General features: G+C 38.2%; 19 protein-coding genes. 13 read left to right on the top strand and 6 right to left on the bottom strand.

The genetic code is table 11. From position 1 onward, the window contains the following. Positions 1 to 253: 253 nt before the first annotated feature. From G3I01_RS03925 to G3I01_RS03865, 13 genes are all read left to right on the top strand, one after another. Complete coding sequence (locus tag G3I01_RS03925) at positions 254 to 3,277, top strand: TonB-dependent receptor (RefSeq protein ID WP_219551253.1); 3,024 nt, start codon at positions 254 to 256, stop codon at positions 3,275 to 3,277. Positions 3,278 to 3,290: 13 nt separating this feature from the next. Continuing rightward, positions 3,291 to 4,823, top strand: coding sequence for a RagB/SusD family nutrient uptake outer membrane protein (locus tag G3I01_RS03920; protein WP_257710734.1), 1,533 nt, complete (start codon positions 3,291 to 3,293; stop codon positions 4,821 to 4,823). Positions 4,824 to 4,880: 57 nt separating this feature from the next. Beyond that, entirely contained in the window at positions 4,881 to 6,068 is a 1,188-nt protein-coding gene (locus G3I01_RS03915; protein ID WP_219551251.1) for a cellulase family glycosylhydrolase, read from the top strand. A 2-nt stretch (positions 6,069 to 6,070) separates the two neighbouring features. After that, a complete protein-coding gene (locus G3I01_RS03910; protein ID WP_219551249.1) occupies positions 6,071 to 7,048 on the top strand; it encodes a right-handed parallel beta-helix repeat-containing protein in 978 nt (325 codons plus the stop codon). Between the two features lie 6 nt (positions 7,049 to 7,054). Next, entirely contained in the window at positions 7,055 to 8,089 is a 1,035-nt protein-coding gene (locus G3I01_RS03905) for a glycoside hydrolase family 43 protein (protein ID WP_219551247.1), read from the top strand. A 2-nt stretch (positions 8,090 to 8,091) separates the two neighbouring features. After that, positions 8,092 to 9,093 (top strand): glycoside hydrolase family 43 protein, encoded by a 1,002-nt coding sequence (locus G3I01_RS03900; protein ID WP_219551245.1) that lies wholly within the window; start codon positions 8,092 to 8,094, stop codon positions 9,091 to 9,093. A 32-nt stretch (positions 9,094 to 9,125) separates the two neighbouring features. Then, positions 9,126 to 10,163: a glycoside hydrolase family 43 protein gene (locus G3I01_RS03895; protein WP_257710731.1), complete on the top strand. Its 1,038-nt coding sequence runs from the start codon at positions 9,126 to 9,128 to the stop codon at positions 10,161 to 10,163. 7 nt (positions 10,164 to 10,170) lie between these two features. Then, positions 10,171 to 11,226, top strand: coding sequence for a cellulase family glycosylhydrolase (locus G3I01_RS03890; RefSeq protein WP_219551243.1), 1,056 nt, complete (start codon positions 10,171 to 10,173; stop codon positions 11,224 to 11,226). Positions 11,227 to 11,230: 4 nt separating this feature from the next. Continuing rightward, a complete protein-coding gene (locus G3I01_RS03885) occupies positions 11,231 to 12,424 on the top strand; it encodes an aldose epimerase family protein (RefSeq protein WP_257710729.1) in 1,194 nt (397 codons plus the stop codon). Between the two features lie 12 nt (positions 12,425 to 12,436). Continuing rightward, entirely contained in the window at positions 12,437 to 13,384 is a 948-nt protein-coding gene (locus G3I01_RS03880) for a glycoside hydrolase family 43 protein (RefSeq protein ID WP_219551241.1), read from the top strand. Between the two features lie 314 nt (positions 13,385 to 13,698). Then, the gene (locus tag G3I01_RS03875; protein ID WP_219551239.1) at positions 13,699 to 16,305 is read left to right on the top strand and encodes a PAS domain-containing sensor histidine kinase; all 2,607 of its coding nucleotides are present in this window, start codon (positions 13,699 to 13,701) and stop codon (positions 16,303 to 16,305) included. Positions 16,306 to 16,369: 64 nt separating this feature from the next. Continuing rightward, on the top strand, positions 16,370 to 17,383 hold the full coding sequence (locus G3I01_RS03870; RefSeq protein WP_219551237.1) for an LLM class flavin-dependent oxidoreductase: 1,014 nt from the start codon (positions 16,370 to 16,372) through the stop codon (positions 17,381 to 17,383). Positions 17,384 to 17,505: 122 nt separating this feature from the next. Continuing rightward, positions 17,506 to 18,174, top strand: a complete 669-nt coding sequence (locus tag G3I01_RS03865; RefSeq protein WP_219551235.1) for an FAD-binding oxidoreductase — start codon at positions 17,506 to 17,508, stop codon at positions 18,172 to 18,174. Positions 18,175 to 18,177: 3 nt separating this feature from the next. Here the strand turns inward: G3I01_RS03865 and G3I01_RS03860 are convergent, their stop codons facing one another. From G3I01_RS03860 to G3I01_RS03835, 6 genes are all read right to left on the bottom strand, one after another. Then, complete coding sequence (locus G3I01_RS03860) at positions 18,178 to 18,606, bottom strand: hypothetical protein (RefSeq protein ID WP_219551233.1); 429 nt, start codon at positions 18,604 to 18,606, stop codon at positions 18,178 to 18,180. A 63-nt stretch (positions 18,607 to 18,669) separates the two neighbouring features. Next, complete coding sequence (locus tag G3I01_RS03855) at positions 18,670 to 19,170, bottom strand: cupin domain-containing protein (protein ID WP_219551231.1); 501 nt, start codon at positions 19,168 to 19,170, stop codon at positions 18,670 to 18,672. A gap of 179 nt (positions 19,171 to 19,349) precedes the next feature. Continuing rightward, positions 19,350 to 20,123 (bottom strand): type 1 glutamine amidotransferase domain-containing protein, encoded by a 774-nt coding sequence (locus G3I01_RS03850; RefSeq protein WP_219551229.1) that lies wholly within the window; start codon positions 20,121 to 20,123, stop codon positions 19,350 to 19,352. Between the two features lie 51 nt (positions 20,124 to 20,174). Then, a complete protein-coding gene (locus tag G3I01_RS03845; RefSeq protein WP_219551227.1) occupies positions 20,175 to 21,176 on the bottom strand; it encodes an NADP-dependent oxidoreductase in 1,002 nt (333 codons plus the stop codon). 11 nt (positions 21,177 to 21,187) lie between these two features. Next, positions 21,188 to 21,766 (bottom strand): TetR/AcrR family transcriptional regulator, encoded by a 579-nt coding sequence (locus G3I01_RS03840; protein WP_219551225.1) that lies wholly within the window; start codon positions 21,764 to 21,766, stop codon positions 21,188 to 21,190. Between the two features lie 216 nt (positions 21,767 to 21,982). Further along, positions 21,983 to 22,750, bottom strand: coding sequence for a transglutaminase domain-containing protein (locus tag G3I01_RS03835; RefSeq protein ID WP_219551223.1), 768 nt, complete (start codon positions 22,748 to 22,750; stop codon positions 21,983 to 21,985). Positions 22,751 to 23,159: the final 409 nt, after the last annotated feature.

Below are 23,159 nucleotides of genomic sequence, written 5' to 3'. Positions count from 1 at the left end.
GAACCAATTTGTTCAAATATTGAAACGGATTCTTTCCACTTTATAGAATTAAAATAATCTACTTTGATAAACGATGAGTTCATAATTATTTGCGATATAAATTTTCAATATCATAAAATATGAAACTTGAAATTACGAAATATATAATGATGTATGATTGTGGTAGCATTAAAATGAAATGGTTATCTATTCTTATTTCATCAATATGTTTCAATTGACTAACTAATAATTAAAATTTTCTAAATGGAATTCTATGAGAACTAAATTACGTTTTGAATTTAAGTTAAGTGTTTTCCTGATTTTCTTCACGCTGAGCCTGCAATCTATGCAAGCACAGAATTCTGAGATCACGGGAACAGTAACTACGACCGAAGGAGAACCAATTCCTTTTGTGAATGTTATTCTAAAAGGTACCTCAACAGGAACCTCGGCAGACATAAATGGTAATTACACAATTTCGGCGCCTGCCGATGGTACACTTGTATTTAGTTATATAGGTTATGCCACGAGAGAAATTGCTATTAATGGTCAGACGGAAATTAATGTTAATCTGGCGGAAGATCTAGCAGCTTTAGATGAGGTGGTAGTAGTTGGTTATGGTACCCAGCAAAAAAAGGATCTTACCAGTGCTGTTTCAGTAGTTGATTCTGAACAAATCTCAAAAAGGCAAACTACCACGGTAGCCGAAAGTTTACAAGGCCTCGCTTCCGGTGTTAATGTTCGAGGAGGAGGACAACCGGGTCAGGAAGCCAGAATTGAGATCCGAGGTTTGAAAAACCTGCAGGGTTCTAATCCATTATATGTCATAGATGGTTTGGTTACTACGGCTAACCGGGATTTTAACCCAAATGATATTGAATCTATTCAAATTTTGAAAGATGCTGCTGCTGCTGCTATATATGGATCTCGAGCAGCCAACGGGGTAATCATTATCACAACCAAAAAAGGTAAGCAAGGACCTCTAAAAGTTACAGTAAGCTCGAAGATGAGTGTTACAGAAATACCAAGATATGACCTTGCCAGCCAGGAGGAATTCGTTCGATTGAATAATATGGCTTATGACAATGGAGGAGTTCCCAGGCAGGAACTGGATTTAAGTGTGAATACAGACTGGCAGGAAGAAGTATTCAGGACGGGTTTGATACAGGATCAGAATGTGAGTTTCTCTGGAGGAGGTGAAAATTCTTCTTACTTTATCTCAGGGAACTATTTTGGAAATAAGGGAACTGTAATATCTACAGATTTTGACAGAATTTCTTTTAGAGTTAATTCCAGTGGAGAAAAAGGCATTTTTAGTATTGGAGAGAATCTGGCTTTATCTAACTCAAAAACAGATGAAATTGGTGGATCTGATGGTTTTAGAGGGAATCCATTTTTTGATGTAGTAAGATTGTTTCCAACAATTCCTGTTTACGACGAAGATAATCCAGGAGGATATGGTTACGGTAAATCTGGAGTAGCTAATGTTTTTGCCGCAAATCCAGTAGCGCTGGCAAATCTCATTGATCAGGAAACTGAAAATTTCAGAATAAGAGGTAATGTCTGGGCAGAAATAGATCCTTTTCCGTGGCTTAATTATCGTTTTAATTTTGGGTATGAGACAAGTTTCGACGAATACCTATACCTAAGAAGAGAAGGAAACTGGACACTTAATCAACCTTACGAACCTTCTTTTACAAATCAAAACAGGGCTCAATCTGAAACCATACTTTTTGAAAATACATTAACCTTTAAAAAGGAGTTTGGAAAACATAATCTATCACTTCTAGTAGGTACTACTTATCAAAAAGATAAGTATGAACAGATAAATGGTTTAAAAAGAAACCTTCTTATAAATCCTAATACGGGAGAATACTTTGATGTACTTGACCTTGGGGATCAGGCGCAGGTTGGAGGATTTAGAAATGAATCGCTTTTACTTTCATATTTAGGTAGATTGGAATATAATTTTGATGATAGATATCTCTTAAATGCCGTGCTTCGTAGAGATGGATCTTCTAGATTTAGTGATGCAAATAAATGGTCAAACTTTCCATCTGTATCCCTTGGATGGCGTTTGAGTAATGAAAGTTTTTTCAATTCTGAAACCATTAGTGATCTTAAACTAAGAGCCAGTTATGGTGAACTTGGTAGTGGTAATATTGGAAATTACGAGTATCAGGGCTTCATCAACACATTTGGAGCGATCGTACTTGGTGATGGTCAAACCCTTTACCCTTCTGCAACCCAGGTGAGACTTGCCAATTCAGAATTAAGATGGGAAACTCTGAAGCAGACCAATATCGGGTTTGATATGGGGCTTCTAGATAATAAACTGCAATTAACAGGAGATTATTTTATCGCCAAAACTGAAGATGTTCTTTTTGGATTTCCAATCCTGCTTTCAACCGGAAATGATGGCGGTAATCCTATTTCGAACGCAGCTACAGTTGAAAACAGAGGTTTTGAGTTAAGTGCCTCTTATCGTGAACAAGTTAATGACGACTTTAGTTATAATGCCACGGTTAACTTCACGAGATTAAGAAATGAACTTGTTTCACTAGGAAACGGGTTAAATGAAAGTATTCAGGGAAATACGATTACAAGATCAGGAGAACCTGTAGGTATGTGGTACGTTCTGCAGACTGATGGCTTGTTTCAGAGCCAGGAAGAAATAAACAATTATACTAATTCTGAAGGAGATGTTATTCAGCCAAATGCATTACCCGGAGATATCAGGTTTAAGGATGTAAATGATGACGGACAGATTACTAATGCAGATAAAACTGTAGTGAGCAGTCCGTGGCCAGACTTTGAGATGGGTTTTAATGCCAGTGCACAGTATAAAAATTTCGATTTTTCCATGAACTGGATTGGTTCTTTTGGAGCTGAAGTTTATAACGGTTTCAGAAGTGTTGTAGACAGATTTGATGATGATAGTAACTATCGCTCAGGAATTCAGCCATGGACTCCTGAAAACCCGAACACCGATTTTCCTAGGATTGTTAGAGGAACGACTCTTAATTCAAGAGGGGATTCAGACAGGTGGCTGGAAGATGGCAGTTTTGTACGATTAAAGTATGTGGGTATAGGATATAATATTCCAGAAACTGCATTAAAAAGAATTGGCTTTGATAAGGCAAGAATTAGTCTTTCAGCTCAAAATATTATTACGATCACAGATTACCAAGGGCTGGACCCGGAGTTTAGTAATCCTAATATTTTTCAGAGAGGTGTTGACTTTGGTTCCTATCCAAATGTTCAAAATTATTCTTTAGGAGTAGAAATTGGTTTCTAAATTAAACGTATTCATGATGAAAAAAATAGTATTAATAACAGCAATGATTGGTATCTTTCTAAGTTTCTCAAGTTGTAACGAGGAAGAACTCAATCTTGATAACCCAAATGCGCTTACCACAGATCAATTCTGGGTAACGCCGAATGATGCAGAACTTGGTGTGAACTCTATTTACGCAATGTTCTACAAGGATGGCTTATGGTCACGATGGCTTTATTTCCGTCTGGATCTAACTTCAGATGAAGGCTTTAGTCAGAGTCCGTGGGTAGAACTGGCCGACTGGACAAGATTTAATTATATCAATTATAATTTCTGGGAAGGAAATGCAGTAACCTGGAGAGATTCATACAAAGCAATTTTCAGAGCAAACCAGGTATTGGCGTATGTTCCAGACATTGAGTTTTCAGACAGCAATAGGAAACAGCAGATTTTAGCCGAAGCAAAATTTTTAAGAGCACTGCATTACTATTATGCCGGATTGTTATGGGAAAATATCCCGCTGGTTTTAGAACCATCAACACCATCAGATCTTCCACAGCAGGTATCTCAAGAAGAAGTGTTTGCACAGGTTGAACAGGATTTAAATGAAGCCTTCGCAGATCTCCCTATACAATGGGACGCACAAAATACTGGAAGACCCACCAAAGGAGCTGCAAAAGCCATGCTGGCTAAAGTTTATATGCAACAGCACAGATGGGAAGAAGCAAAAACTGCACTGGATTTTCTGGTTGTTGGTGAAGGAGCAAATTATAGCCTTGTAGGTAATTACAAAGATAATTTTACCGATCTCAATGAAAATAATGCGGAATCTGTTTTTGAGATCCAGTTCGGAGATCAGCGAAGAGGAGGTACAGATGAAGGGCCTAATGCGGCTGTTTCCAGCACTAGAGCACAATTTTTTGCTCCCCGAGGTATTGGATGGTCTGATGGGCAGGCCAGATTCTGGCTGGTAGATGCTTTTAAGCAAGAATCAACCGTAGATGGTGAGATTGATCCAAGATTACAACACTCATTATTTTACCCTAGTCTTTTCGAAGATTTCGGAGATAAGACCTATGGAAGAGATTGGGAATGGGGAGAAGATGAAGCCTGGTTCAGGAAAGGAGCAAGGGATTATAAAAGAGATAATGAAGATTACTATTCAGAAGTAAACTGGAGATTGATTCGTTATGCTGATATTTTATTACGCTATGCGGAAGTATTGAATGAGTTGGGAATGACGGCAGATGCATATCAATATGTAGATATGGTTAGAGCCCGAGCTAATATGGCTCCATTAGCTGAAGCTTACCCTGAAATTGGAAATAATGCAGATGCTTTTCTGGATCGCCTAAAAATTGAAAGAGTTCTTGAACTTTCAGGGGAAAGCGTTAGATGGGAAGATTTGAAAAGATGGGGAGATCTTGACTCTCAAGAAAGTGTTGATGAGATCGCACAAAGAGATCCCGATTTTAACAATTTCGAGGTAGGGAAAAATATAAGACTACCCATACCGCAGGTTGAAGTAGAGAACAATCCTAATCTTGAACAGAACCCTCAATATTAATAGAAATTCCCTGGAGTTTTGAATTAGCTACTCCAGGGAATATTTAAAAAACAGAAGATGAAAAAGATAAATTTCTTCTTATCCATTCTTATGCTTTGCGCATTATTTGCCTGTAAAGAATCAGGGAATAATGATGGAAAGGCGTTAAATAAAAATGAACCTGCTGAAACATCTAAAGTCCGTGAGATTTGGACAAAAGAAAAAGCCAATTCATGGTATGATGAACAACCCTGGCTGGTAGGTGCTAATTTCAATCCCAGTACCGCGATCAATCAGTTAGAAATGTGGCAGGCTGAAACTTTTGATCCTGAAACGATTGATAAGGAACTTGGGTGGGCAGAAGATATTGGGATGAATACCATGCGTGTCTATTTACACGATCTTCTTCATAAAAATGACGCTGAAGGTTTGTATAAAAGAATGGATAAATTCCTGGAAATCGCAGATAATCATAATATGAAAATTCTCTTTGTGCTATTTGATTCTTGCTGGGATCCGTTTCCAAAGGCAGGAGAGCAAAGAGATCCAAAACCTCATGTACATAATTCGGGATGGGTGCAAAGCCCGGGGCAGGAAGTTCTTCAGGACAGTTCACAATATGGTCGCCTCGAGAAATATGTGAAAGAAACCGTAGGCGAATTCAAAAATGACGATCGGGTACTTGGATGGGATATATGGAATGAGCCCGATAACATGACCGGCCCGTCGTACGAAGATGTTGAAATTCCTAATAAAGTAGATTTAGTAATGCCACTGTTGGAAAAGGCATTTTCCTGGGCAAGATCTGTAAATCCCAGCCAGCCTTTAACTTCAGGAGTTTGGATAGGAGACTGGAGCAATCCAGATAATATGGAACCCATACATAAGATGCAGTTGGAACAGTCTGATATTATAACCTTCCATAACTATAATAAGCCCGAAGATTTTGAAAAGAATATTAAGGAACTACAGCGCTATGGAAAACCAATTCTGTGTACAGAATATATGGCCAGACCAAACGGAAGTACGTTTGAAGGTTTCTTACCAATAGCAAAGGAATACAGAGTTGGTATGTATAACTGGGGATTCGTAGATGGTAAAACTCAAACGAAATATCCGTGGGATAGCTGGACAAAAACATATACCGCAGAACCTGATGTTTGGTTTCATGAAGTTTTTCACACAGATGGTAGACCGTACAAAGAATCTGAAGTAGAACTCATCAAAAAATTAACCGAAGAGGCTAATGCTGTAAATAGCAAATAAGAATGAAAATTATATTGTATAGAAACTTTCTATTTCTAATGCTTTTAACCTTGTCCTTTTCATGTAGTAAAGATTCTGATGAGGGTGGAGTGATAGGAGGAGAAGAGGTGAAGGAAGAGCAAATCGAATATACACGTAATCACTTTATTAATGCACCGAGTGATAATAGTATTCAGGCAGTTGTGGATCGTGCCAGAAAAGGAGATACGATTACTTTAAGCTCCGGTACCCATAGAGTTTCTACTACAGTTTTCTTTAATAAACCAATAATAATAATAGGGGAAGATGCTGAAAACACTGTTGTTGAAAAACACAACGGATATTCTGAGGATATTGTAGCCTTCTGGATTGATTCAGATAGCGTGGTAATGAAAAATTTTGAACTGGATGGCAGGGGCTTAGGAGGTCCTGGAATTATTATTAAAACCAATAACAATCTGTTCGAGAATATATACTTACATAACTGCGGCAACGATGATGTGAAATCGGGAGGTTTTATTTTTGATAATGCATTTCTCAATATTATTCGAAACTCCAGAGCAGACAATAACAGGATGGTTGGTTTTTCTCAAAATGATTCCGCAGACAATGAATTTCACGAGGTTAGTGCATCTGGCAATGGAGCAGAAGGATTAACTATAGATATTGGTAGTCACAATTGTATAGTTAAAGATTCAAGTTTTTCTGGAAACAATGCAAAAGCAGGAGGAGTTGGCGGTATTGGTATCGATGACTCCAACGGAGCTTTAATTGATAACTGCCTTATTGAAGGAACTTTGTTCGAAAAGTCTGGAATAACTTTTCAGAATAATGTAGGCCCTGACGATGGTTGCAGAATATGGAATTCCACTTTTCGGAATAACTCACTTCACGGAGTTTTTCTGCGAAATTGTAACTACCCTGTAACCAATTTGGGATTACAGGATAATGTTTTTGAAAATAACGGAGCTGAAGATGTTAAATGGCAATGCCAAACCTAAAATTTTATGATGACAAGATTTTTACTGATTTTAATATTGTTTCCGACTTTAATCTGGGGCCAGCAACCAAATCCTCCTGGTCAGATCAAGACCGGTGAAAAAGCTGAAAATGAAGCCTACCTATTTGCGCATATGACGCACGAAGATTACGGCCGACTTTATTATTCGGTGAGTAAGGATGGTTTGCACTGGCAAAAGCTGAATGAAGGGAAACGCGTTTTTGAATCCTATCAGGGACACCCTGATATTGTAAGAGGGCCTGATAACCGGTATTATATAGCAGGAAATACCAGTGATTCTTCACCAGATATCAATATCTGGGTTTCTGAAAATCTAATTGACTGGAAGAAACATGCTGTTTATACCCCAGATTTGAAAGCGACCCCAGGTTATTCTGAAGCTTTACAAAGAATTGGAGCACCCAAATTATTCTACGATGAGGCCTCTGCTAAATTCGTAATGACCTGGCATACTCCTCATAAAGAAGGCACCAAGGAAGATCCCGAAAGATATTGGGCGAGTCAGCGAACTTTATATGTATTATCTGATGACCTAAAAAATTTTGAAGGTCCTCCAAACCGACTCTTTGACTGGGATTTTGGTACTATAGATGTGATCATCAGGAAAGTTGAGGATACTTACTATGCCATTCTCAAAGATGAAACCTATCCAACTTTATACTGGCCAACTGGAAAAACGATTCGTATTGCCAGATCTGGTTCGTTGCTAGGGCCGTATTCTCTTCCGCAGGACCCAATAAGTCCCAATTTTAGAGAAGCGCCGTCGCTTATACCTTCTCCAGACGGTAATATCTGGTATATGTATTACGAGCAGTATCCCGGTGTTTCCTACGGTTTGTCTATTGCAGATAATTTAAACGGCCCATGGTTTCAGGCTTCAGGTTATACTTTTTTTAGTGACTGGGATAAATACAGTCTGCCAGCAGAGGTACGTCATGGTTGTATGATCACAATTTCAAAGGAAGAATACGATAATCTTGTAGCTGAATACGGGATTTCAAACCAGGAAAAGGAGAAATAGATATGAATTTTTCGGGAAAACTTTTTATTGTTTGCATTATAGGCTTTTTTATAGCCTGCTCTGGTGATGACAAAAGTCAACCTGATCCTGTAGACCCGATAGAACCTGTTTCTGAAAATATATATCTCGCAGATCCAACCATATATTTTGAGAATGGTACTTACTATTTGTACGGAACCTCGCAGGGAGATCTGGAGAACAGAGGTAATGGCTATCTGGTTTTCACATCAGATGATTTGACGAACTGGGAAGGCCCATCCGGAAATCTTTCCGGTTTTGCCTTACGAGATCAAAGCGCTTTTGGAAGTGAAGGATTCTGGGCACCGCAAATTCTGAAACAGGAAGAAAATTACCTCATAGCCTATACGGCAAATGAAAAAATCGGTATCGCTGAGAGTGAGAGTCCGCTTGGTCCTTTTACCAATTCTGGAAATTCTATAAATGGCGATTTAGATCAAATAGATCCGTTTATTTTTATAGATGACGATGGTAAAAAATACCTGTACCATGTGAGGCTCGATAATGGTAATCGAATTTATGTTGCTGAAATGGACGATGATTTAGGCGGTGTAAAATCCGAAACCTTAACAGAAGTAATTTCGGCTGAAGAAGATTGGGAAAATACCGAAAACGCTACCTGGCCGGTAGCAGAAGGTCCTACAGTTTTTAAAAATAATGATATTTATTATCTGATCTATTCTGCTAACGATTTCAGAAATCCAGACTATGCAGTAGGTTATGCCACTAGTGATAATCCTATGGGACCATGGACGAAATCTGAAAGCAACCCTATAATACATGGAGACGATATTGAGAAATCTGGTGCTGGTCATGGTGATCTTTTCTGGGATGAGAATAACAAAATGCAGTATGTGTTGCACACGCATTATTCTGAAAACTCTGTTCACCCAAGAATGACCGGAATAATCGAAATGAATCTTAAAGATGGAAATATTGTGGCAAAACCTGATAGTTTCCGGTTGTTGGAGAGAACGATAGAATAAAATTTATTAGATAAACTAAATCAAAACAAATAATGAAAGGAATATATACTTTCACAATGCTGGTTCTTCTGATATGTTCAGGAGCACTGGCTCAAACTAAAACATTTCAGAATCCGTTGCTGCCTTCGGGTGCAGATCCTTTCAGCACTTATCATGATGGATATTATTACTATACCAACACACTTCAGAATAAATTAGTGCTTTGGAAAACAAAAAACCTGGCAAATCTTGCTGATGCGGAAAGCAAAACGATCTGGACACCACCTGAAGGCACCATGTATTCAAAAGAAATATGGGCTCCGGAGTTTCATATCATTGATGGTAAATGGTACGTCTACTTCGCTGCAGATGATGGAGACAATAATAATCATCGGATGTATGTGCTGGAAAACAAATCTGAAGATCCATTCCAGGGAAATTGGGAGTTCAAAGGAAAAGTTGCGGCTAATCCAGATCGATGGGCAATTGATGGGAATGTTTTTAAATATGAAGGTGAATTATATATGATTTGGTCTGGCTGGGAAGGAGATACTAATGGCCAGCAGAATATTTATATCGCCAAAATGGAAAACCCGTGGACCATCAATACTAACCGGGTTTTAATTTCAGAGCCTACCTATGTCTGGGAAAAACAAGGAGACCTTGATGATGAAATTAATCCGCCTCATGTTAACGTAAATGAGGGACCACAATATCTAGAACACGATGGCGAAATCTTCATCGTTTATTCGGCCAATGGTTGCTGGACAGATTATTATTCTTTAGGACTTCTGGAGTTTACTGGAGATGATCTTCTGGATCCTTCAGCCTGGAAAAAACATGATGAACCAATATTCAAGAAATCTGAAGAAAATTCAGTGTATGCACCAGGCCATAATTCCTTTTTTAAATCACCAGATGGAACAGAAGACTGGATCCTTTATCACGCCAATTCGAATCCCGGAGATGGTTGTGGCGGAAAAAGATCTCCGCGTATGCAAAAAATTGAATGGAATGAAGACGGGACTCCCAATCTCGGGGTACCTGTTTCCAAAGAAACCGTATTAGAAATACCATCAGAAAATAAATAAAAACAATATGAAAAAGATATTCTTTACCGCGTTAATTCTTACGATTACCTTTAATTCTTTAGCCCAAGAGCGATGGAGCAGAGAAAAAGCACAAAATTGGTATGAGGAACATGATTGGTTAAGCGGTGCCAATTTCATCCCGAGTACAGCCATCAATCAGTTGGAAATGTGGCAGGAAGAAAGCTTTGATCCTGAAACTATTGACAGGGAACTTGGTTATGCTGAAAGCATCGGTTTCAATACCATGAGAGTTTATTTGCACAGTTTAGCATACAAAGCCGATAAAGAAGGTTTTAAAGAACGTATGGAAGAATATCTCAAAATCGCAGATTCTCACAATATTAAAACTATGTTCGTGTTTTTCGATGATGTTTGGGATGCTAACCCGGAAATAGGAAAGCAACGTGATCCTAAGCCCGGAACACACAATTCCGGTTGGGTGCAGGATCCAGGTTTTCCGGAATCTGTAGATATGGCCGATTCAAATGAACTGGAATCATACGTGAAAGATATTTTAAATACTTTCGGTGATGATGAGCGTATTTTGTTGTGGGATCTTTATAATGAGCCTGGAAACAATGATAAAGGAAATAAATCGATGGCTTTGTTGAAAAATGTATTCGAGTGGGCCAGAGAAGCCAATCCGACTCAACCGCTTTCAGCAGGACTATGGAGATGGAATTTAAAAGACCTGAACACTTTTCAAGCATTGAATTCAGATATCATAACCTATCATTGTTATGATGATCCTGAAGCACATTCAAGAATTATTGAATTATTGAAGACTCATGGCCGCCCAATGATCTGCACAGAATATATGGCGCGTACCCGAAATAATACATTTGCCAATACACTTCCTTTGCTTAAAGAAAATAATATTGGTGCAATCAACTGGGGACTGGTAAACGGAAAAACAAATACAATCTACGCCTGGAATACCCCAATAGAATCCGGAGAGGAACCGGTGCAATGGTTTCATGATGTTTTCAGAAAAGATGGGACTCCGTACAGACAGGATGAAGCAAATCTTATTAAAAAACTGAATGTTGAATCAGAGAAATAAGAAGATGAAAAAATCAAATTTTGATTTTTTAATGGTCCTGGGTTTTATCCTGTTTTTTGCTTCCTGCAAAGATGAATCTAATGATAGTATAGATGAAGAAACTAATAAAGCCAAAATTACTTTCAAAAAGGATTCTGTTTTAAAAAACCAGGATTTTGATACCATCATAGATAATAAGAAGGTGAGTCTATACTGGATAGAAAGTGATTCTATCAAGGTTGCATTTACCAACTACGGAGGTAGAATCGCAGGCCTCTGGGTTCCAGATAAGAATGGTGAAATGACTGATGTTGTGGTAGGTATGAGCAGTATTGATGGTTTTATTAATTCTACTGAACCTTACTTTGGTGCTACCATAGGCAGAGTGGGTAACAGAATAGCAAAGGGTAAATTCAGTATCGATGGAATCGAGTATTCCGCACCTCGTAACAATGGTGAGAATAGTCTGCATGGTGGGAAGAAGGGTTTTCAATATGTTGTTTGGGATGCTGAAAAGCCAGATAAGAAGACACTAGTTTTGAAATACATTTCAGAAGATATGGAAGAAGGTTTCCCGGGAAATCTTGAAGTAACGGTGACTTATTCTGTGGATAAAGATCAAAGTCTTAAAATGGAATACCGTGCAACTACAGATAAAAAAACTCCTGTTAACCTTACCAACCATGCATTTTTTAATCTTAATGGAGAAGGTAGTGGTTCAATTCTGAATCATCAGGTTAAATTTTTTGCCAAAAAATTCACGCCTGTAGACAAGGGATTAATACCTACCGGTGAATTGAGAAACGTGCAAGAAACACCTTTTGATTTTACTGAATTTCATAAGATAGGAGAACGTATTAATACTGAAAACACTCAACTGGAATATGGAAAAGGTTATGACCACAATTTTGTACTCGATGAAAACACTACCGATGATTTAATGCATGCGGCTGTTGTAATAGGTGATGAATCAGGTATAAAGATGGACTTATTCACCGAGGAGCCGGGAATTCAGTTTTATAGTGGAAATTTTATGGAAGGAAAAAATGAATTCAAATCGGGAGCTGCAGACGAATTCAGGACGGCATTCGCCATTGAAACACAGCATTTTCCAGATGCGCCGAATCAGGAAAATTTTCCTTCTATCATTTTGAACCCTGGAGATGAATACCATACTGTATCAAAATACAGATTCTCGATAGCAGAGCTAGAAAATTAAAACTTCTCGAAGATGAATCATTTTAAAATAAACCTGATTTTGTTCTTCTTTGGGCTAACAGTTTTTGGTCAGGAACTTGAAAAAGATCAGATCTACCTTGCAGATCCCACAATATTTGAAGAAAACGGAACCTATTATTTATACGGAACCAAGGGTGATCCACGCATTGACGGGGAAGGATTTTTGGTTTATACCTCCAAAGACCTGAAAAAATGGGAAGGACCATCGGGAGTTAATGACGGTTTTGCGTTAAAGAAGGGAGCTGCCTTTGGAACCAAAGGTTTCTGGGCGCCACAAATTTTTAAACACAAAAATAAATATTATATGGCCTATACGGCCAATGAAAATATCGCTATAGCGACTAGTGATAGTCCGTTAGGACCATTTACAAATGATGGAGAAGCATTAAAAGCACCGGTAAGACAAATTGATCCATTCATTTTTTTCGATAACGGGAAAGCTTATTTATATCATGTAAGGCTCCAGGATGGTAACCGCATTTTTGTGGCAGAAATGACCTCCGATTTAAAATCGATTAAACCGGAAACTTTAAAAGAATGTATTAATGCCGAAACTGGATGGGAAGATACTCAGAATGTAAAATGGCCCGTTGCTGAAGGTCCTACAGTTATTAAAAGAGATAATCTGTATTATCTGATCTATTCAGCCAATGATTTCAGAAATCCCGATTATGCAGTGGGATATGCTACAAGTACTAGTCCAATGGGTCCGTGGAAGAAAGCAGAGGCAAGTCCCATTATATCAAGAAAAACTACAAAGAAAAATGGAAGTGGACATGGAGATATATTTAAAGGAAAGAATGGGCAATTACTATACGTTTTTCATACTCATCTTACAAAGGATGAGGTACATCCACGTAAAACGGCATTCATTAAATTAAATTTTGATTCGGAAGAATTACAAACGGTAGAAGACAGTTTTCACTGGTTAAAATTATAGTTGAAAAAAATCAATGTTATATGAAGGCGCTTAATTTAGGCGCACTCCAAATCTGAAATTTTAGAAGCTTCAGTAGAACTGGCTTACTCGCAGATTTGAAACACTTCCGCCTCGAGTACTATAAAAACCTCGTAAATTTTTTACGGGGTTTTCTTTTTAAAAGAGTTCAGCGAGAGCATAGAGGGAGCCCATAATTAATATTACTAACTTCTTAGTATAAAAATTAATTGTCTAATTGCTTGGTATCTATCCAATAATAAAATAGATTACATTTAGCGAATAATTCATTCCTTTTACCTTGCAATTACGATAAGATGACACCTAATTCTGAAAGATCAGAAAATAAGAAAGACATAAGCGCCGATTTAAACAGTATTTCTGAAACATTAGTTGAAACCATTCGGGAACCAATTCTCATTCTCAATGAAGATTTTGAGTTGGTAAACGCAAATCACGGTTTTTACAAGGTTTTTGAAATCAAAGATTCGCATAGTCTGGAAGACAAATTAAATGGAGAGTCTTCCTTTAAAAAATTAAAATCCGCGATCTCTGCTGGTCTACAGGAAGCTGAAAGTGTAAAAGGATTGATATTTACTGCAAACCTTCCGGGTTCTCAACACAAAAAATTTTCAGTTAATGCAAGTTTCCTGAATTCTTCTGGCTTGATCCTTATTTCATTTCTGCAAGGGAAAGTGGAAAATTCTGATAAGCTGGAGAGTTTTAATGAAATTTTCTCCCAGGCACCAGCGATGATCTGTATACTTCGTGGGCCGGAGCACATTTTTGATCGTGCAAATGAAAACTATTTTAAGGTAGTAGGAGATAGGGATATCATTGGTAAATCTGTGCGAGAGGCACTTCCTGAACTTGAAGGTCAGGGATTTTATGAAATGCTTGATGGAGTCTATAATTCAGGAAAACCCTATATCGGAAGTGAGATCCCTGCCAAAATTGATGCAGGAGGGAATGAGTTCAAAAATTCCTACCTGGATTTTGTTTATCAGCCAATTCTGGATGCTGAAGGAGAAGTGAGTGGAATTTTTGTACACGCGATAGATGTTACAGAAAAGGTAACTGCAAAAAGAAAACTGGTAGAAAGTGAAAATGAACTCAGGTATTTAATAGACACCGTCCCGGCAATCATTTGGATCACTGGTACCGAAGGAAAAAATCAATATCTCAATAAAAACTGGTACGAGTTTACAGGCCAGACCGTAGATAATGCGAAGGACTTTGGATGGTTGGAAGCGGTTCATCCAGAGGATCGTAAACGGGTGGGAAAAAGTTTTCTAAAGGCGAATAATGCCAGGGAGGAGTTTCACGATAGTTTCAGGCTAAAGGATAAAAATGGTGAATACCGCTGGGTGCTGGATTCAGGAAGTCCCAGGTATAATGCCGATGGGGAATTTGAAGGAATGATCGGTACCGTTATAGATGTACACGAAGAGAAATTAAAAGAGCAATTAATTCGTGAGAAAGAACACAGGATAAGATCTATTATAGAAGAGGCCAATGTGGCTACAGCCTTATATACCGGAAAAGAAATGAGGATTGAAATGGCAAATGAAGCCATGATCGATCTTTGGGGCAAAGAAAAATCTGTTATTGGCACCACATTACATGAAGCATTGCCAGAACTGGAAGGCCAGCCGTTCCATGATCTGCTTCAGGAGGTTTTTACCACGGGAAAAACCTATTGGGGAAAAGAGGATCCTGTAGATCTGGTAATAGACAACCAGTTGCAGACCGGCTATTTCAATTTCACTTACAAGGCACTTAGAGATGAAAAAGGGGAAATATATGGAATTTTAAATATGGCCATAGATGTCTCTGAAATGGTTCATTCAAAGGAGTTATTGAAAGATAGCGAAGCGAGATATCGCCAAATGGCAGATCTGATGCCTGAAAAAGTTTTCAATATCAATGCAAATGGTAAAGTGATTTATTTCAACCAGGGCTGGCTTGAATATACCGGATTGGATAAAGCGGAATTTGAGAAAAAAGGTTTGGACAGTTTTATTCATCCATCAGAAAAGGAGGAATTCAACAGGAACTGGCAATATTCTTTACAAACCGGGAGTGATTTTGAAATGGAACTTCGCTATCTGAACAAGAAGGGAAAATATAAATGGCATTTGAACAGGGCTGAAGCGATCTTTGACGAAAACGGCAATATACAGGTATGGATCTGTACCGCGACTGAAATTCAAAAGATCAAAGCAGAGGAAAAACGAAAAGAAGATTTCCTTAAACTGGTAAGTCATGAATTGAAAACGCCGGTGACCTCCATAAAAGGTTATGTTCAATTATTACTTAGTATGCTGAAGAAAAAAGATGATATACCATTGTCTTCCATGCCATTTGAGACTTCCCTGAAACGAATAGATCAGCAAATTGTACGTTTAACCAGGCTTATTTCTGAAATGCTCGACTTATCCAGGATTGAGAAGAATAAGCTGGTTTTGCAAAAAGAAAGGTTCAGTATCAATGACCTTGTTTCAGATACCATTCAGGATATTAATTATACCAACACGAATTATAACATTATCCTCACCAATGAATTTGAGTGTGATATTTATGCCGATAAAGACAGGATAGGTCAGGTTTTGATAAACCTGGTAACCAATGCCGTCAAATATTCTCCCGTGAATCAGGATATTGAAGTTAAAATTCAGAAAAGCGCAAAGAATAAAGTAGCGGTAAGCGTAAAAGATTCAGGAATAGGAATAGATAAGGAAAACCTAAAAAAGATCTTTAAAAGATTTTATAGAATAGATTTCAAGAATGAGGATACTTATTCAGGTTTTGGAATAGGACTATACCTTGCCAATGAGATCATGAAAAGACATAATGGGAAGATCAGCGTAGAAAGCGAAAAAGGTAAAGGTTCCATTTTTACTTTTACTTTAGATATAGCGTAAGGTTTACCTGAAATATAGACCAATGGAAAGCCAGCAGGAATGCCGGCTTTTTAAATTTTATAATATGCCTAAAATCAAAAATATAGAATATTCAGTCCTCGAACTTGCTGTGGTAGGTCAGGATATTCCACATCATACAGTTTTTAAAAATAGCGTTGAACTTGCCCAAATGACAGAGTCGCTAGGATACAAAAGATTCTGGCTGGCAGAACATCATAATATGGTGAGTATTGCCAGTTCAGCCACTACCGTTCTTATGAGTCATATCGCTTCAAAGACCGATACTATCAGAATCGGTTCTGGAGGCATCATGTTGCCAAATCACTCTCCGCTTATCGTCGCAGAGCAATTCGGTACTTTAGGTTCTCTTTATCCAGGGAGGATAGATATGGGATTGGGGAGAGCGCCGGGAACAGACCAGGTTACCGCACATGCGATACGCAGTGACCGGATGAACTCTGTATTCAAATTTCCTCATGAAATTGATGATATTCAGCGATATTTTAAAAATGAGAATACCAGTACTAAGGTAAGAGCAACAGTGGCTGAAGGCGTAGAAGTACCAATGTATATACTTGGATCCAGCACAGATAGTGCGCATGTCGCTGCGGCAAAAGGATTGCCTTATGTTTTTGCCAGTCATTTTGCGCCTGCTCAGTTATTCCAGGCGATGGAGATCTATTATCGCGAATTTCAGCCTTCAGAATACCTGGATGAACCTTATACAATCGCTGGCATCAATGTTATTGCTGCAGATTTACAGGAAGAGGCAGATAAAATCTCTACCAGCTCCCTTAAAATGATGTTAGGGGTGATGACTGGAAATTTAGATTACCTGCAAAAGCCTGTAGATATGACTCCAGATCTTATCCAATTAAGAGACAATCCATCCTTGCAGCGAATGCTTCAGTATTCATTCGTTGGAGATAAGCAGCTGGTGAAGGAAAGAACTGAGGATTTTATAAAGAAAACCGGGGTGAACGAAGTTATTGTGGCTTCCCATATATACCATCAGGAGGACAGGTTAAAATCATTTAGAATATTTTCTGAGGTCATGAAAGAGATCAATGAAGCCTGAATCAAATATTAAACTTCCTTAAAATAGACTTTGATTCTGTTTAAATTAGGTTAAAAACCTGGTTATAAGAAGCTTTCATGCTGCTTTTTAGGTGGAAAAATTTTACCTTAAAAATAAAAATCATGGAAGAAAAAGTAAAGATCAAGTCAATAGGGCAGGTTACTCACGATGTGAAACAATTTGTAACTGAAAAACCTTCAGGATATAGTTATACTCCCGGGCATGCTACCGAGGTGTCTATTAATAAAGAAGACTGGAAGGATGAAAAAAGGCCTTTCACTTTTACAAGCCTGGCAGATGCAGATGAATTGGAGTTTACGATCAAGATCTATCCAGATCACGACGGGGTAACGGAACAGTTAGGGAAGTTAAAGTCTGGTGATGAATTGATCATAAGGGATACCTGGGGTGCAATAGAATATAAAGGTCCCGGATATATTATCGCGGGTGGCGCCGGGATTACTCCTTATATCGCAATTCTTCGGGAACTTAATAAGAAGAATAAGCTGGATGGCAATCACCTCATATTTTCCAATAAGACCGATAAGGATATTATTCTCAAAGATGAACTTGACAGGATGCTTGGTGACAATGCTACCTATGTGGTCACAGACCAGGAGGACACCAAGTATACCAAAGCCTATTTGGACGAGGATTTCTTAAAGAAAGAAATAAAGGATTTTGACAGCCAGTTTTATGTTTGCGGACCTCCAGAAATGACCGAAGCCATTAGTGATATTTTGAAAAAACTGGGCGCCAATCCAGACTCCGTGCAGTTGGATGACCAATAAAAATTAAGATAAATAGACCAAAGCAAGGAAAGCCGGCACACTAATACACATAGAAATTATTGCCGGTTTTATCCAGCTTTTCTTTTCATATTCAACATCTTTCCCCAAGTACCTGTTCCAGAAATATTCGTTAAGGATAATCGCTCCCAGGATATTCAAAGGAACCGACCAATTTGATGCACCCGGCATCGACTGTATTGTATAGATTATACCGACAACAAATATAAAAGTGAAGATCAGAACCTGGTATATTCCTTTTTTCTCTCCGGCTCTTTTCAGGTTGCTTAATAGCAGGACCGTGCCGAATAAAATGGAAAACAATCCTGAAAATACCAGGATCAATCTTTTAGAATAAAACTTGGGAAGCTCCTCAGCAGTTCTTTTTTCGGTTGAAGTTTCAGCCTGATTATTTTCTGTGATATTGTCGTTCATTTCTATTCTAATAATCTTTTTTGATCAATGCCTGTGATACTCATTGCAAGCATCTATAGAGGTTTATTTTGTGAATTTTGTGATCAGGGTTTTATGTTCAGGAAACTTTGCGATAAGTTCCTTCCTGGAAGGAAGCTCAAAATCTTCAAAACTGAATCCCGGTGACACGGTGCAACCCACAAGGGAAAAATCATTTTCATGCATCACTTCAGCCGCAAACCAGGCACCACCTTTTACTACCAGCTGCGGAACTTCTCCTTTAAAAATATCCCTTCCAATAACATATGAATTGTGCTCGCCATTTTCTGATATCGTATGAAGCCTGATTGGCGAACCATCGTAGAAATGCCAGATCTCATCCTGTTTGATCCTGTGAAAAGCAGAAAAACTATCAGAGGTCAATAAAAAATATATGCAGGTACTGTAGTTGCGGTTCGACTTGTAAGATGAATCCAGGCTATCAGAATTTACTTCCCCTTCACTTCTATAGGTTTCTTTAAAATAACCGCCCTCGGGATGAGGTTCAAGTTGCAGCCTGCCTATTATTTCCTGAAGTCTGTTCATCAATTTCAATAAGATTTCTGTTTGAAAAAAGCTTTTCAATTCAGATGCCGAAATTAATCATTTTCATGCGATTAAGAGACTTGTTTTGGACTCAATCATAATGAGAGATCTCGCAATGAGGGATCATAAAAAAAGCCTGCAGAATTTCTGCAGGCTTTATATTTTCAATTTTTAGAAGTCTATTTCAACTTGGCATATAATTTTTCAGCAACAAGTTCTGAAGAAGCCGGGTTTTGACCGGTAATAAGATTTCCATCTACAAGAACATATTCTGCCCAGTCGTCACCTTTTGAGTAAATTCCGCCGTTCTTCTTCAGCATATCCTCAACAAGGAAAGGCACAACATCTGTCAATTCCACAGCTTTTTCCTCGGTGTTGGTGAATCCGGTAACTTTTTTCCCTTTTACCAGTGGCTCACCGTCGGTTCCTTTTACCTCTTTCAAGGCAGCAGGTGCGTGGCAAACAAAAGCGATAGGCTTTTCCTGACGGTTAAATGTTTCTATCAGTTCGATAGAAGTTTTGTCATTAGCAAGGTCCCAAAGCGGTCCGTGTCCACCTGGATAGAAAACTGCATCGAAACCTTCGGCTTTCACTTCAGATAATTTCTTCGTGGTATTGATCACTTTTTGCGCGGCTTCATCTTTGTGAAAACGCTTTGTGGCTTCCGTTTGATTGTCTTCGGTATCACTGTTTGGATCTATTGGAGCTTTTCCACCTTTTGGTGTGGCCACGGTGATATCTGCACCTTTGTCCAGTAAAGTGTAATACGGGCTGGCAAATTCCTCTACCCAGAACCCGGTTTTTTCTCCTGTGTCGCCAAGTTCGTCATGCGATGTTAATACAAATAATACTTTCATAGTCTTTTCTGTTTTTAAGTTATTAGTTTCTTTCTCTTTCTGGCTGTTCGCGGTAATAGCGCTAAAACCCAAAGCCAGAATTAATAAATACTTCATTCTTAATTTTCAATACTTCATAAATTGAGAGCTTCAAATCGAAGAGCTCAATTATACTTTTACAACCATTTTACCTTTGTTCTTCCCTTCAAAAAGATCCAGAAATGCCTGCGGAATGTTGTCGAATCCTTCACGAACCGTCTCGGTATAAGTCAGTTTTCCTTCCTGCAGCCATGTGGCTAGTTGTTTTACTCCTTGGGGATGCTTATCTGCGAAATCTGAGATCACAAATCCCTGCATCAGAGAACTTTTCTTGATCAGGAATGGTTGTACACTGTTGCTCTGTGGAATGGATGTTTCGTTATATACTGATATTGCTCCGCAAACCACAGTTCTGGAAAATTTATTGATGTTGAAAAGGACTGCGTCTGAAATATCACCACCAACATTGTCGAAATAAACATCAACTCCATCCGGGCACGTTTTTTTGATCGCTTCCCTCATATTTTCGGTGGTGTTGTAGTTGATACCTTCATCAAAACCGAATTCATCTTTCAGCATATCTAATTTTTCATCGGTACCGGCAATACCAACCACTCTTAGTCCTAGTATTTTCCCTATCTGTCCTACAGTACTACCAACTGCACCGGCTGCGCCAGAAACCAGGAGAGTTTCACCTTCTTTAGGTTTACCTATTTCAGTAAGGCCGAGGTAAGCAGTAAGACCGGTCATTCCAAGGATTCCAAGGTATGCTGAAAGTGGAGCTTTTTCCTTGTCTACCTTCATCATTTCATCTCCTTTGGCTACCTGCACTTCTTTCCAGTCCAGCATTCCGGAAACGTGATCACCTTTTTTGAAATTATCATGCCTAGATTCCAGCACTTCCGCAACAACCAGTGATTTAATTGGTTTGTTCACTTCAAATGGCGGAATATATGAAGGAGCATCGCTCATACGTCCCCTTAAATATGGATCTACAGATACATAAACCGATTTTAGAAGTAATTCTCCTTCTTTAGGTTCAGGTATATTTTCAGTTTCAAATTTGAAATTCGAATTGTCCGGTTTCCCTTCCGGACGGCTGTTCAATAAGATCTTTTTTGTCTCTTTCATATTCAATATTTTTAATTTTTAATACTGTGCCATGCCATCTTATAAGCATCTTCTATATGTTCTGGTGTGAGTTGATAAACTCCACGCTGCTGCATGTTCATGAGAAAAGCAACCGGATAGATGCTAAAAGCATACAGGGAATAAGGAGAAACCTGTTTAATGATTCCCTGTTCCTGTCCTTTTTCCCAAAGATCCAGTAGTGGCTGCAAGTGTTTTAAACCTTCTTGCCTGCCCGGTTCATCAACTATGGGGGTGTTATCGCATTGCGAAAGAAAATAAGCCTCTTCAACTTCCTGTAATTTGAATTCTGCTATATTCTTCCAGATGATCTCAAATCCTTTTTCCACGCTCATACTTTCATCATAATTTCTGAACGCAAAACTTGTAAAGGCAGCTTTTACCTCCAGGTAAACCTGATTGACGAGATCCTGTTTATTCTCGAAATACAGGTATATGGTCCCTGCAGAAACTCCGGCTATTTTTGCGATCTTAGACATGGGGGTTGCATGGAAACCATGGTTATTCACCAGCTCAATAGTAGCAGCTATTAATGCCTTTCTTTTTATTTCAGATTTTGAGGAAATGTTCATAGCACTTTTAAATCTTCGACAAAGCTATAAAAATGAACGTTCATTCATTAATTTCAAACCGGGTTTGTGATACATTTAACCCTGGATATTTCAGGTATGCTTTAAACCCGCAGGATATCCAAAGAGAAAGTTAATAGACAAAAAGTAAAAGATGGAAAGGAAGGTCAGCGAAAGAATTAATTTCTCGAAAAACCAGGCAAAATTGAACCAGCCTCTTTAATTGTTCAATTGGGGATAAAAATCCGTGATGGAATGGGTTACCAAACTGATACGCATTTTCATCAAGTTCTTAAAATACCTGGGAGGATTTTCATTTATCGGGACCAGGATAAGTCGTTTTTTATTTCCAGAGATCCTGTCGCAAAGGCTAATTCTTCCGTTATTAAGACTAGTGGTGAAATAGAATAGATAAGGACCTATCCATTCGAGGTAATCTATGCTATCTATAAGATCTGAAGAGTTATCTATTTCTAATTCCTCTTCATTTAATAGAACCTGTTGAAATTCAACGGCATTAAGCGGCACTCCGTTTTTCTTGATGATAATGTCAAATTGGGGATCTATTAGAAACCATTTTTCCTGATCGCTTAAATAAATTTCAAAGAAAATGTGTTTTTCTCCCTTTTTAAGGTCTTTCCGGTCTTTAGATTCTAAAAATATGGTCCTGATAGTATATCCAAGTGAACGTAGACAGGCCTTTAATATGTAACTATATTCGATCCCTCTTGGATTATTGGTGCCAATCGCCTTTCTGAAAATTTTACTTGTTTTACCTCCCTTCTTAAGGATAGATGCATCATCCTCCCACCTGGAGGATACCCATGAAATTACCCTTAAAATATTCTGAAAATCTCCATTACCCTTTTCAATAAGGGTTTCCAGATCATTATATTCTTTAAGCTGCTTTAAAAAAGCATCGTTAGATTTATCGTCGTAAGCTATTTGCAGGTTTAATTGCCTTTCCTTTTTATAATTAATCTTCATGTAATCCTGGTTAAGATGATCATTACCATTAGGTATTCAAGATTTTCGAAATGAACATGCTGAGAAGAGAGTGACTCCCAGAAGAAAAATTTTGTAGGGTCGGGTAATTTTTCTATCCTGAAAATTTATCCTTGCTTAATGTAAAAATTTTAAATTATTTAGATAATTTAGAATAAACCCATTAGGTTTTCTCTTTTCTGATCTACTAGTTTGTGCAAGCATAAATAGAACTTTTGGATATATAAAACCTAGCGATTAACTATGGTTTTAGTTCGGTAAATGTATAAAAAAAGTGAGCTTATCGGTTTGGAATAAAATTCTCTTGAATTTTAATTCTGATTTTGACAGGAACCCTTGATTTTAGTGGAATAGGGTGTTCATTTACCGTGATTTTCAAGATCCTGCTAAT

This window comes from Gramella sp. MT6, from assembly GCF_019357415.1.
Taxonomy (GTDB): Bacteria; Bacteroidota; Bacteroidia; order Flavobacteriales; family Flavobacteriaceae; genus Christiangramia.
This window is presented reverse-complemented; position numbering and strand designations above follow the sequence as displayed.